The organism is Klebsiella sp. GFKo11, from assembly GCF_056490265.1.
Window position 1 is genome coordinate 332,310 of sequence record NZ_CM151369.1, and the last position, 12,622, is coordinate 344,931.

General features: G+C 50.0%; 13 protein-coding genes. 6 read left to right on the plus strand and 7 right to left on the minus strand.

Going from position 1 to position 12,622, the window contains the following annotated elements:
• Positions 1-43 precede the first annotated feature (43 nt).
• The 6 genes from AC07P6_RS01495 to AC07P6_RS01520 all read right to left on the minus strand — a co-directional run bounded on the left by AC07P6_RS01495 (position 44) and on the right by AC07P6_RS01520 (position 6,846).
• Positions 44-592 carry a GNAT family N-acetyltransferase gene (locus tag AC07P6_RS01495; protein ID WP_182235226.1) on the minus strand — a complete coding sequence of 183 codons (549 nt, stop codon included), beginning with the start codon at positions 590-592 and terminating at the stop codon, positions 44-46.
• Positions 593-660: 68 nt separating this feature from the next.
• Positions 661-2,313, minus strand: coding sequence for an alpha,alpha-trehalase (locus AC07P6_RS01500; protein WP_478315507.1), 1,653 nt, complete (start codon positions 2,311-2,313; stop codon positions 661-663).
• Positions 2,314-2,558: 245 nt separating this feature from the next.
• Positions 2,559-3,419 carry a ketose-bisphosphate aldolase gene (locus tag AC07P6_RS01505; RefSeq protein ID WP_478315508.1) on the minus strand — a complete coding sequence of 287 codons (861 nt, stop codon included), beginning with the start codon at positions 3,417-3,419 and terminating at the stop codon, positions 2,559-2,561.
• Positions 3,420-3,422: 3 nt separating this feature from the next.
• Positions 3,423-4,835, minus strand: coding sequence for a PTS fructose transporter subunit IIC (locus AC07P6_RS01510; RefSeq protein ID WP_478315509.1), 1,413 nt, complete (start codon positions 4,833-4,835; stop codon positions 3,423-3,425).
• A gap of 21 nt (positions 4,836-4,856) precedes the next feature.
• Positions 4,857-5,330 carry a PTS sugar transporter subunit IIA gene (locus tag AC07P6_RS01515; protein ID WP_182235222.1) on the minus strand — a complete coding sequence of 158 codons (474 nt, stop codon included), beginning with the start codon at positions 5,328-5,330 and terminating at the stop codon, positions 4,857-4,859.
• Between the two features lies 1 nt (position 5,331).
• Entirely contained in the window at positions 5,332-6,846 is a 1,515-nt protein-coding gene (locus AC07P6_RS01520; RefSeq protein WP_434661195.1) for a BglG family transcription antiterminator, read from the minus strand.
• 484 nt (positions 6,847-7,330) lie between these two features.
• Here AC07P6_RS01520 and AC07P6_RS01525 point away from each other — a divergent pair, with 484 nt between their 5' ends.
• Both AC07P6_RS01525 and AC07P6_RS01530 read left to right on the plus strand, forming a co-directional pair.
• Positions 7,331-7,585: an NADAR domain-containing protein gene (locus tag AC07P6_RS01525; protein WP_478317120.1), complete on the plus strand. Its 255-nt coding sequence runs from the start codon at positions 7,331-7,333 to the stop codon at positions 7,583-7,585.
• Positions 7,530-7,847, plus strand: a complete 318-nt coding sequence (locus AC07P6_RS01530) for an NADAR family protein (RefSeq protein WP_478315510.1) — start codon at positions 7,530-7,532, stop codon at positions 7,845-7,847. The genes AC07P6_RS01525 and AC07P6_RS01530 overlap by 56 nt, the downstream gene beginning before the upstream one ends.
• A 259-nt stretch (positions 7,848-8,106) precedes the next feature.
• On the opposite strand, the gene AC07P6_RS01535 is transcribed toward AC07P6_RS01530, so the two are convergent.
• Positions 8,107-9,255, minus strand: coding sequence for an iron-containing alcohol dehydrogenase (locus AC07P6_RS01535; protein ID WP_478315511.1), 1,149 nt, complete (start codon positions 9,253-9,255; stop codon positions 8,107-8,109).
• Between the two features lie 120 nt (positions 9,256-9,375).
• Between AC07P6_RS01535 and AC07P6_RS01540 the strand changes: the two genes are divergently transcribed.
• From AC07P6_RS01540 to AC07P6_RS01555, 4 genes are all read left to right on the plus strand, one after another.
• A complete protein-coding gene (locus AC07P6_RS01540) occupies positions 9,376-9,999 on the plus strand; it encodes a glutathione S-transferase family protein (protein WP_478315512.1) in 624 nt (207 codons plus the stop codon).
• A gap of 421 nt (positions 10,000-10,420) precedes the next feature.
• Positions 10,421-10,885, plus strand: a complete 465-nt coding sequence (locus tag AC07P6_RS01545; protein WP_478315513.1) for a PTS sugar transporter subunit IIA — start codon at positions 10,421-10,423, stop codon at positions 10,883-10,885.
• 39 nt (positions 10,886-10,924) lie between these two features.
• Entirely contained in the window at positions 10,925-11,206 is a 282-nt protein-coding gene (locus tag AC07P6_RS01550) for a PTS sugar transporter subunit IIB (RefSeq protein ID WP_134899443.1), read from the plus strand.
• 11 nt (positions 11,207-11,217) lie between these two features.
• Positions 11,218-12,612, plus strand: a complete 1,395-nt coding sequence (locus AC07P6_RS01555) for a PTS galactitol transporter subunit IIC (RefSeq protein ID WP_478315514.1) — start codon at positions 11,218-11,220, stop codon at positions 12,610-12,612.
• The last annotated feature ends 10 nt before the right edge of the window (positions 12,613-12,622 follow it).

The window sequence follows — 12,622 nt, forward strand, 5'->3', positions numbered from 1 at the left end:
CTCTGTTTCTGGCCTGCAGTGTAGAGGAAAAGTTGACCACTCCCTATTCGCCAGATGGCCCAGGCTGGTTGTAATCGTGACGCAGCAGGCCAAATAGCCAGTCATTATGCCAACGACCGTTGAGCCAATAACATTCGCGCAGCTCGCCTTCCTGACGAAATCCAACCTTCTGTAGCAAGCTTTTTGACGCCTGATTGCCCGCGGTGACGGTTGCGGTGAGCCGCCTGATGCCGCCTGCGGAGAAGGCGTAATCGCACAGCGCGCGCAGGGATTCATAGCCGTAACCTTTGCCCTGCGCCTGAGGAGCAAACAGAAAACCAGCTTCTGCGCAATCAGGAGCGTGATGATGATATCCGGTAAGGCCAAGGGGCGCGTGGGTCTGTCGATCGCGTACCACCAGGCACAGCCAGTGGGCAGCGCCGGGCGACCATACAGGCAGGCGTGAGTCAAAAGCCTCGCGAATTTCAGCTACCGGGCGATCGTCGGCGACGTAAAGCATCACCTGGGGGTCTTGCTGCAAAGAGAGAAAAAACGGCCAGTCATCGAGCTGCAGCGGTGAGCAGCGCAGGCGTGGTGTAAGGAGTTCAGGCATGATTTGGCTTCCGGCGAAAGTCGATGTCAAGAACATAGCAGGACATCGACTCCGGGAATAGTGACCGGCTACGAAGGTTCGCCGTACAGACCGATTAACCGCCGCACCACGCCGTTGGTCCAGCCGAAGCCATCCTGGAGCGGATATTCCCCGCCGCCGCCCTCATGCGGCGTGGCGCTGGCAATATGGTACTTTTCAATCAGCTTATGGTGCCGTTTGTAGTAATGGTTCACCGTTTGCAGCCAGCTTTGGGCAATCTCATCACCCAGCGGGTCCTGACCGTACATTTTAAAACCCTGCACCGCCATCCACTGAAGCGGCGCCCAGCCGTTGGGCTTATCCCACTGCTCGCCGCTTTCATACTCGGTCGCCATAATGCCGCCGGGAGTCAGCAGGCGTGCGCGTACCGCATCGGCGAGCTGGTCAGCTTGTTCATGGGTCGCCATGCCGACGTACAGCGCAACGATGCTGGCGGCGGAGAAGAGCGCCAACTGCTCGCGACGCCAGTCGTAATCGCGAAAGCAGCCGCTCTCGTCGTCCCACAGATATCGAGTCACTGCCGCCCGGCGGTCGCTGGCCTTCTGGCGAAAAGCGGCTTCCGTCTCGCGATCGCCCTTCAGGCCAGAAAGATTGGCGATGGTGTTTTCCAGCTTGAACAGCAAGGCGTTCAAATCAATGGGAATAAACTGAGTGGTGCGGATGCTCGCTAGCCGGGTAACATCGCGCAGCCAGCGGCTGGAGTAATCCCAGCCGGATTCCGCCCCGGCGCGCAGGTCGCGGTAAACCTCGTTCGGCGGTCGGCCGGAGCGTTTCGCCGTTTCCACATCTTCGCGCCAGGATTCGTCGCGCGGCGTATCGCGATCGTCCCAATAGCGGTTCAACAGCGAGCCGTCCGGCATGCGCACCACATGGCGATAGGCCTGGTTAGGTATCAGCGATTCCGCGCCGTCCATCCAGAAACGGTACTCCATTTGCAGATGGTCAAGATAACGTTTTGCGCCGCGCACGCCATCCTCCTCGAACAGTTCGACCATCAGCGCGAAGACCGGCGGCTGCGAGCGGCTGAGATAGTAGGTGCGGTTGCCGTTAGGGATATGGCCATACATTTCAATCATCCACGCGAAGTTGTCGGCCATGCATTTGAGCAGATCTTCCCGGCCGCTTTCCGCCAGCCCCAACATGGTGAAGTAGGAGTCCCAGTAATAGGTTTCGCTAAAACGCCCGCCGGGCACGATATAGGACTGCGGCAGCGCCAGCAGCGATGACCAGGGAATGTGATCCTGCGGTTCACGGGTGAGGATCGGCCACAGATTATCGATATGCTCTTTAAGCGATCGCTTGGGATCGGAAACATAATCCTCGGCGCGGTCGTCCGGCAGCCAGAAGTGTTCTTCAACGAACTGGCGTAAATCAAAGTCGGGCGTGCGTCTCACGCGACGATAGTGGATCAAAATATCCAGCGGATCCTGCTTCGGCGCGCAGTCGGGGAAGGTTTTACTATCGACGAAAATACGTGACTTCTGCACGTGGGCGAACAGTTCCAGGTAGCGGTCAGCAGGGGTCAGGGCATCCGAGGCGGGCAGCCCTTCGATGATCTCCGGTTCAGGTTCGGCGTCGAACATTTCATCCAGTTTTAACTCATACGGATCGGCTTCGTAGCACAGATCGTTTTCGATCCTCAACTCGTCGTCATCAACGTTGCGTAATTTCTGGCTGAACATAGTTATGCGGGCCTCAGGATTGCGTCTGTAGAGGATGCCGGGCGCGCCCGACCTGTCTATTAAGCGTAGACATTCGCAGCGGGATGCGGGAGGTAAAGTGTGTTCTGGATCACATTAAAGGGGTAAAAATCAGAACATTCAATTTTATAACAATTTGAATTATATGCTTAATTTTATCTATCGGGATAATTCGCTTTTGATTGCTACGAGTTGTAAACGGGAGCCTGGTCAGGCCCCCGGTAAATTCAGAGGTAAAGTTCCGCTTTGCCGATGGAAGAAAACAGCCGCATTTTGTGTTCTACCACTGCACGAGCCGACGCCATCGGTTTGAGATACAGCGCGTTTGGTTCATGGCTGCTGGACTTGAGTTCCTCTTTCAGAGCGACAAAGAAGGCTTTTTTCATATCGCTGGAAATATTAATTTTACCGATGCCGTACTGGATGGATTCGGCAACTTCACTGTCTTTATTGCCAGAACCGCCGTGCAAAACAAGGGGAATATTGATGCGCTGGTGAATTTCCTGGAGGCGCTCAATATCGAGTTTAGGCTGCATACCTGCCGGGTACAGGCCGTGAGAGGTCCCGATTGCCACCGCTAGCGTATCGACGCCTGTTTCGTTGACGAAGCGTTCCGCCTGCGCCGGGTCGGTAAACAAAATCTCGCTATGCCCGCCTTCTGAACTTCCCTGAGCGACGCCAATAGTGCCAAGTTCTGCCTCAACCGAAACGTTAACCGTGTGAGCGACTTCGACGACGCGGCGGGTGATCGCGATATTTTCCTCCAGCGACATTGCAGAAGCATCGATCATCACGGAGGTATAGCCAGTGCGAATTGCACGCATAATATGCTCAAAGGTTTGACCGTGGTCCTGGTGAATAACAACCGGCACGGAGGCGTTGACCGCCAGCTCACGTAAGTAACCAATAAAGGCGTCGCCCACAAATTCATGCTCTTCGGGATGAACCTCCATAATTACCGGCGAGCGCTGCGCTTCGGCAACCTCAATAACCAGGCGCGCGAATTCCGCCGAGGCAATATTAAACGCTCCCACACCAAATTTATTGGCCTGAGCAACGTGCAGTAGATCTTTCATATTAATCAGCATGGCTTAACTCTCCTGAATAGTTTGCAGGGCGTCTTTTTTGATAAAGCGAAGGATGACGGCGGTCAGCAGTGCGCCCGCAGCAATCGCAAATAGATAGCCCAGTACGTTGGTAATGACATTAGGGATAAACATCACAAAGACGCCGCCGTGGGGAGCGTGGGAAGCGCAGCCTAGCGCCATCGAAAGCGCCCCGGCGAGCCCTGAACCGGCAACAATGGCTGGGATCACTCTGAGCGGATCGGATACTGCGTAAGGGATAGCGCCTTCGGTAATAAACGACAGCCCCAGTACATAGGTAATTTTGCCGGTTTCTCTTTCCTGGTCGGTGAATTTGCGTTTGAACAATGTGGTTGCGAGTGCGATGCCTAAAGGTGGCACCATACCTGCGGCCATACAGGCAGCAATAGGTTCGTAAATGCCGGTAGACATCAGGCCGATAGCAAACATACAGACGGTTTTATTCAGTGGGCCGCCCATATCAAAGGCCACCATCATGCCCATCATTAACCCCATGATTGCGGCATTGGTATTGCCCATATTGGCCAAAAAGGCGGTGAGGGCTTCAAGCAGCAGCTTAATCGGCTCTCCAATAACCAGAATCATCAGCGCGCCGGTAATAAATACGCTGAGCAGGGGAACAATCAGAATCGGTTTTAGGCCAGCAATCGCTTTGGGGAGGTTGATATATTTTACGATTGCAAACGTGACGTACCCGGCCATAAAACCGGCCAGCAGCGCACCTAAAAAGCCTGAGCCAGTATGTATTGCCAGCATCCCTCCGACGGCCCCGGAAACAATTCCGGCGTTACCGCTGATGGATTTGCTGATACCGAGAGATAATATCGGCAGCATTAGCGCAAAAGCGGCGCCGCCGCCAATATCGGAAAGCATTTTGGCGAGAGGGCTAAAGTGGGGGTCGCCTGGCGTTGCGGCGGTAATACCAAAAGAAAAACTGAGCGCAATTAAGATGCCTCCGGCAACGACGAAGGGAATCATCAGGTTTACGCCGGTAATGAGATGGACATAGACCTGAGAAAGTAGCTTATTGCGCTCCCCAGCAGGAGGGGAATCAGCAGTCGGCGACTGGCTTGCATTTTGCTGCAATTCAGCAGTCAACTTGCCGGAAATAATATCCTGTAATAATCCTGCGGCATCTTTCGCTGCGCGCGTCACTGATACCCGAATCACTTTCTTCCCGGTAAAACGGGAGAGGTCAATCACTTTATCTGCGGCAATGAGAACGATATCTGCTTTTTTTATATCTTCCTGCGTAAATATATATTCACTTTCTACCGCTCCCTGTGTTTCAACAAGAATATTAATGCCAATCTTTTTTGCATTTTTCTTTAAGTTGGCTTCTGCAAGGTACGTGTGAGCGACGCCCGTTGGACAGGCGGTAATGGCTATGATGTTCACGTTTCTCTCCTGGGAAAGTTATTATTCTTCGGTGTTGTTAATAATCAAGCTGTATAGTTCCTCCTGGGTATTAGCGTTAAGTAATTTTTCAACGATATCATCATCGCCCAGAGCGATTGACATTTTAGCGAGCACCTTGATATGCCCGGCACCGCTATCAATATCTTTGACGGCAAACAGGATAACCAGCTTGATGTCAGTGCTATCCATCGCCTCCCAATCAATGGGGGTTTTAAGTTTGGCAACGGCAATGCGCGTTTCATTGACCCAGGATGATTTCCCATGCGGGATGGCGATGTGATTTTCGAAGCCCGTCGCGCCAAGTTCCTCACGCGCCAGGACATCCTGAATAAAACCCTGTTTATTACTAATGGCTCCTTCTGAACATAATTGATCCGTCATCTTTTCGATAACATCTAATTTATTTTTCGCCACCAGATCGACCATGACGCATGATTTACTGAGTAAATCGGAAATAATGATTTTTTCTAACATCTTACTTCTCCCTAATGTTTGGATTCAGGTTTTCCCCTAAATATTCAGTAACGCGGGTAATATCTTTCATAGAAAATAAAGCAGAAACGTAGGCCACAGGAATGTTGACATTGTCAAGACGAATTGTGGAGATGATAAGATCGCAGGCCTTATGCATCAGCACTTCTTTTAATTTGGCTCCGGGTACAATATCGATGATTTCCCAGTCGGGAAATGCCCGTTTTATTCGGCTATAAAGAAGTTGTGACGTACCGATTCCGCTAGAGCAAACCAGAATGATTTTCTTACTGACTTTTATTCTTTCAATCGCCGCCTGGATATATACCGTTAGGTAAGCAATCTCATCATCTGATGGTGCAGACATATTTAAATGTGAATTGAGTTTTTCGACCGCTATTTTCACACACGAAAACACCGAGTTTAGCTCTTGCCTGATCTCTTCCAGCAACGGATTGTGTATAATGATACTGTAGGACAGTCGATTCAACATCGGTTTAATATGAGAAGTTAACGCGTTTTTCAGCACGCTATCGTATGATAAATCAATAGATAACAACGTTGAGACGTCTTTAATTAACGTTGTGGCATAGCTGGTAGCATCATGATTATTTGACTGCGACTCTCCTGACGCGTTGGATAACGAGTGAATCCCGGAAGAGATAATGTATTGATAAATATAGCTGGCTTCAATAGGCGGGAAGGTTGTGCTGTATTCATTTTCCAGCCATTGAATTGATTTTTCTGCAATCTGCCACTCTTTATTATCGGCACGAATAAAATCATCGCTGGTATCATTACTAAAATATTTACTTTCCGAGCGTCGAATCGTCACCAGGAGGTGAGAGAATAAATTGGTGTAATATGGCTCGCTAATAGAGCAGTGTAGCTCCTCTTCTATTATCGATATGAGGTTCATACAGTTAGCAACATTAGTTTTACCAAATTCTTTGATAAGTTGAACCCGGGAAAATCGATCGATTCTGCTATCGGTCATTTGATAGTTGTTCAAAACGCTGTAGGTAATTATATCTTTGAGCGCCATTCGGATATTAAAATCGCTCCCTTCGATATACGTTCCGGTATGGTTTTTGATCATCTTCAGGCTAAACGATATAACCCAGGCTTCAATCTTTTTTAAATCAACGACAATCGATGAACGGCTAATAAAATATTTCTCGGCCAACGCGTTGATCGATAGTGGTTCCGGCGAATGAGTGAGTAAATCAGTAGTAATACCGATTAATCTTTTGCTCCTCAATATCTCACGTATCGAACGATCGCCAGGATGATGGGGCAGGGATAATGCTTTCCCGACAACCAGTTTGAGACCGAAACCGGGTTTGCTATCGATGCGATTTTCCTTGCCGTGGTAAAATTCATTGATTACCTCGATATCTCTGCGCAAAGTGCTGACCGATACATTTAAGAGTTCGGCGGCGCGTGTCGCCGGTAACCATTCATTTTCCAGCGCTAATAAATTGATCAGATCAATTTGTCGTTTATCCAGCACGTTCATTTTCAACCTCTTTGTAGAGATATGGGTGCTTCTATGAGAGTAGTTATAATGGTGCGGGGTAAATAATAAAATACTAAACAATGAGTGCAATATTACCACTAAGATGAACAGCACCGTGGAATGGTGAGGGGGATCACTAAATCCAGCATGGCAGATAATTAAGGCGCAAAATTAAGATATTTGCATTGAGGGTATTATGATTTTTGGCAGCCGCGATGGGTATTTACTGGTTTATACCCTAAATAATTCGAGTTGCAGGAAGGCGGCGACGCAGGGAGTCCCCGGGAGCTTACTGAAGTAAGTGACCGGGGTGAGCGAGGAAAGCCAACGCATATGCAACTTAAAGTATAACGGGTATATCTCTGGTTCTTGACAACATGAAGTGCCACGAGTAACAAAGTGGTCAAATTGACGATAATTTTGTGGATGATGAGTTATGCAACAGGGAAAGTATACGTTAGATACATTGCAGCAGAGCATACGGATGGGTAAACGTTTCAAGTATCTCTATTTTTGGGGTCATCGACCTTCTCCCAGCGGCGTTGTAACCTCCTCCTGCTTTAGTCAGTGGTGGTCATCACCGTTTGAGGTGGACGGCGTGACCTATGCTAGTGCCGAACATTGGATGATGGCGGGTAAGGCCAGGTTATTTAGCGACGAGGCTATATTGCCCCGCATTCTGAATGCTAAATCTGCCAGCAGAAGCGAAGAAGTTCGGCAGGCAGGTCTCCGGTTTTAATCAGCAAATATGGGAAGCGCACTGTTTTGACCTGGTGTGCGAAGGCAACCTCCACAAATTTAGTCAGCACCCGCAACTGGGCGCATTTCTTGTCGGCACCCGTACGCGTGTGCTGGTTGAGGCCAGCCCTGTTGACCGCATCTGGGGTATCGGCTTAGCGCAGGATGACGAGCGTGCAGCTAACCCGCTGAGATGGAATGGAAAAAATTTGCTCGGTTTTGCGCTGATGGTGGTAAGGGACACGATTGGAGGTGCCAATTAATGATAATAGTATCACCGTTGGTGAATGGTGCCGATCCTGCTTCGATAGACTTCACCAGGTAACGTGCCGTTGTCTTGAGGTTATTCCACGCCAGCAATTGCGGGAAAGGTGAGATTCTCATGCAGGTCCAGGGCTGAGGAATCCCCGGAAAATCATTCTGTCTTACTGGAAATATTAACGCGTTGTTATGTCATTAAAAATGTCAGCGGAACGGCTCCCTCTCCCCTTCGGGGAAAGGGAGAAAACGATCCTCAACTTTTTATTCCCACGCGGCTTCCAGCATCTCCAGTAGCTGCTCGCTGGTCAGCATCACCGGGTTAGCCTTCATCGATGATGAGCTGCTGGCGGCGAGCGCCGCAGGCTCCAGGGCGTCGCGCGGTACGCCGAGATCGTGCAGATTGCCCAGACCCGCGTGCTGGCTCCACTCTCGCAGGCTCTCCCAGGCGTTGCTCGGATCAACATCCAGCCCGGCGGCCAGCCACTGGCGCACGTCAGCAAAGCGTTGCTTGATTTTCTCATTGCTAATCTGCGCTTCATTCAGCGCCAGGCCGAAGGGGAGCAGGCTGCCGCAGAGCGCGCCGTGGGCGGCGTTGCTTAGGCCGCCCAGTGGACCAGCCAGGCCGTGGATCACGCCGAGTCCGGCATTCGCCAGCGCCAGCCCACCGCACAGGCTAACCCATGCCATCTCGTCGCGGCTGTCCGGGCACTCTTTTTCCATCAGCGTTCTGAGCGCTTTAATTCCGCGCGGGATCGCCTCCCGGCATAGCGCATCGGTAAAGGGATTGGCGCGGGTGCAGAGCCACGGCTCGATCACCTGGGTGATGGCATCGAGTCCGGAAGCTAACGTCACTGCTCGCGGCGCGTTGTCGGTGAGCGACGGGTCAACAATCGTCAGGTCCGGCAGCATACGATCGTCGCGCAGGCTCACTTTACGCTGCTGTTCGGGGACGTTAATCACCGCATTTTTCGTCACCTCCGCTCCTGTGCCAGCGGTTGTTGGGATGGCGGCAAACGGTAGCGGGTTAGCCTCTAATACGCGCCCGGTACCGACCACTTCCAGATACTCGAGAGCCGCTCCCTGAGCCGGAACCAGCGCCGCAATCGCTTTGCCTGCGTCAATCACTGCGCCGCCACCGAGACTGACCACCGCCCCGATGCCCTTTTCCCGCGCCAGGCGAACGCCCTGTTCAATATCCTGTAAGCAAGGTTCATGGGCGATAGATAGAGTGGTGACTTCAAGCTGATGCGCGCGCAGTTCCGCCAGCAAAAACTCAGCGCGTTGCAGGCTGGCGCCGTGAACCAGCAGTATCTGCGCGGAATGCCCGGCGAGCCAGGGGGCTGCGCTACGAGCAAGGCCGCGTCCAAAGCGGATATTGCCCGGTGTTAAAACGTTAAAAGGGGTCAACATGTCGGGTACCTGTTCTGGAGAAAAATCCTGCAATCCACTATACACATTATCAAGCTGTACACGTGTTGCTGTTGGAGTATTGTGAATCAACCATCTCTTTTGATTGCGGAATTGCTGACAATGATAAAAATACTGGGCAAGCGCTCATCAATTAACGTGCGTAAAGTGCTGTGGACCTGTGAAGAAGCAGGGCTGGATTATCAGCAGGAAGATTATGGCAGTGGGTTCCGGTCAATCGAGACGCCTGAGTTTCGTGCCCTTAACCCGAATGGGCTGGTGCCGGTGCTGCTGGATGACGATTTTGTGTTGTGGGAGTCGAACAGTATTTGCCGCTACCTGGCGCGTAAAGCGGGGCGGGAAGACCTGCTCCCCAGCGCACCGCAGGCTGCCGCTGAGGTTGAGCACTGGATGGACTGGCAGGCGACGGAGTTTAACAGTGCCTGGCGCTACGCTTTTATGGGGCTGGTGCGCAAGGATCCACGCTTTCAGGACCCGGCGGCGATCAAAGAGAGTATTGCCGCCTGGACCCGCTGCGTGCAGATCGTTAATGCGCAGCTTCAGCAAACCGGAGCATGGGTCACCGGTAGCCAGTTTACCCTCGCGGATATTGTCCTTGGTCTGTCGGTGCATCGCTGGAAAATGACGCCGTTCGCCCATCCGGGAATGGCGGAAGTCGAGCGCTGGTATATGGCGCTGAACCAGCGTTCGGCTTTTCAACGTCACGGGAATAATGGCGTGGCGTAAAAGTTATCTTTGCCCTTATGGGAGCCTAATTATTTATTAATACTATTGATAAATATTGATTTTCTAGTTTAAAGCGATAGTCATTTACCACCCGCTAGCTATAGCGTAAGCAAATTCCAGACTCTCCCCTGGCCGTGTTGAGGCAGCGTTAGGATCTCAATGCGGCCCGATCTCACCGTAATGCTTCAAATCAGCAAGCCACTCGTTATAATTTATCTATATGATAAATAAGTAATTTATTTTAAATTCAAAATTTAGAGGATCTTTTATGTGATGTATCACACAAAAAAAAACCGGCGCTATTGAAGCAAATTCGCGCTAGGTATAGCTTTAAGTCACTTGAACATGGTTGTACATAGACAACCATAGCCATCAGTAGATATGTTGCACACGAATCCCCTCATGAGGGTCAGAGGTTTTTATGTCAATTGCATCCAGTATTGATAACGATTTTATCCTGCTTAACCACCCAAGGTGTGAGCGCGAAGATCTGTTTCGTGAGATTAACAACCTTTTAGTCAATAAAAGCTTTGTAGAGGAGACGTATCTCCAGGCCCTTATTAACAGGGAAGAGAATAATCCGACGGCTATGCAGCTTGAGAGAATAGGTGTCGCGATCCCACACGTGGATGTTGAACATATCAAAGAAGAAAAGCTCGTGGTTGTCTCATGCCCTGAAGGTATTGAGTTTAAGCAAGCTGAAGATCCTGATGAAGTTATGACAGTACATGTCATCTTCTTCCTCTTATTGAAAGAAAAAGATGCACATATCGATTTTTTGATGAAGCTTATCGGTTTATTCAGACAAACTGAAAAAATGGATACGTTTTTAACAACACAATCACCTGAAGAAGTGAAGAAACTCCTCACCGCAGCTCTTAATTAAAAAAGCATATTAGTCAAATAAATGTACCCGGAGATTATGATGAACAAGAAAATTATTTTTGCATGTACTAGTGGTATTGCTACCTCGGCTGTTGCAACTGAGAAAGTGGTTCAGTATTGCAAAAGCAAAGGGATTAATGTTGAACCTATTCAATCAAATATCGGCACTATCGGTAAACAGGATGGTATGGCTGATTTAATTATTGTCACTTCTGCTGTTAAAACAGAACTTAAAACTCCAGTTCTAAATGGACTTCCGCTTCTGACTGGTTTTGGTGAAGAGGAATTATTGGAAAAAATCGTTGCCATCCTTAAACAATAAAGGTGAGCGTGATGGATAAAGTATTTTCCGCAGTCCAGTTTATGCTGGGACTGGGGCCGACAATCATGCTGCCGATAATTATTTTTATTATGGCAATGTGCTTGCAGACGGGTTTTAGCCGGGCATTGCGCTCAGCTTTAACCATCGGTATGGGGTTCATCGGTATCTTTCTGGTCTTTGGCCTGTTGGTTGATACTCTCGGACCGGCGGCAAAGGAAATGGTCAATCATACCGGCATTGATTTACCGGTTGTCGACCTGGGCTGGACGCCGCTCGCTGCCATTGCCTGGGCTTCACAGGTTGCACCGTTTGTTGTACCAATGACCATTGGTATTAACGTCCTGATGTTAACGCTGAACTGGACGAAGACGGTTGATATTGATGTCTGGAACTTCTGGCATTTTTCGATGGTCGGCGCCATGGTTTACGGAGTTACCGGAAACTTTTTCTTTGGTTTACTTATTGCTGGCGTTACTGCTGCTATCACCTTTGTTATGGCAGACTGGTGCGCTCCGATGATTCAGAAGTATTTCAATCTTCCGGGGATTTCGTTACCCACCTTATCCGCAGTTATTTTCTTCCCGATAGGTGTTCTGGGGAATATGGTGCTCGATAAGATCCCTGGGCTTAATAAGCTGAATGCGGATCCGGACCAGATTCAGAAACGGTTTGGTGTCTTTGGCGAACCAATGATGTTGGGGGTTATCCTCGGGGCTGGTATTGGTCTTCTGGCGGAATATGATCTTAAGGGCGTATTGAACCTTGCCATGAGCCTGGGGGCGGTAATGTTGATTATGCCGCGTATGGTTAAGCTGCTGATGGAGGGGTTGCTGCCGCTGTCAGATGCTGTTCGTAGCTTCTTACGTAAGCGTTATCCCGATCGTCACGACCTGTATATCGGTCTGGATATTGCGGTGGCAGTGGGACATCCATCCGTACTTTCAACAGCCTTACTGTTGATTCCGGTTGGTATCCTTCTGGCGGTGGTTCTCCCGGGTAACAGACTGCTGCCATTGGGTGACCTGGCTAACATTTGGGTTCCCATTTCGATGGTGGTACTGGCTTGTCGCGGGAATATCGTTAGGGCATTTATTATCGGGATCCCATGCCTGGCCGTTAACTTGTATGTGGCTTCGGCGGCAGCGCCAATTTTGACTAAAATTGCTAAGGATATGAATTTCCCAATTAAAACGGATGGCGAGATCTCTAGTTTGCTAGATGGTGGAAACCCATACCGTTTTTGGGCAGTAAAAATCTTTGATGGTAATGGAATTGCATTGGCCCTTATCCCTGTCATATTCCTGCTTTGCCTGTGGCTGTATCGTGTGACCAAGAAACAGCTTAAGGCAGAAGAGGCGGCAGAAAATAATGAAACCTCTGCAAGTAATATCCCAGTAGTAAAATAATCCAGTCTAT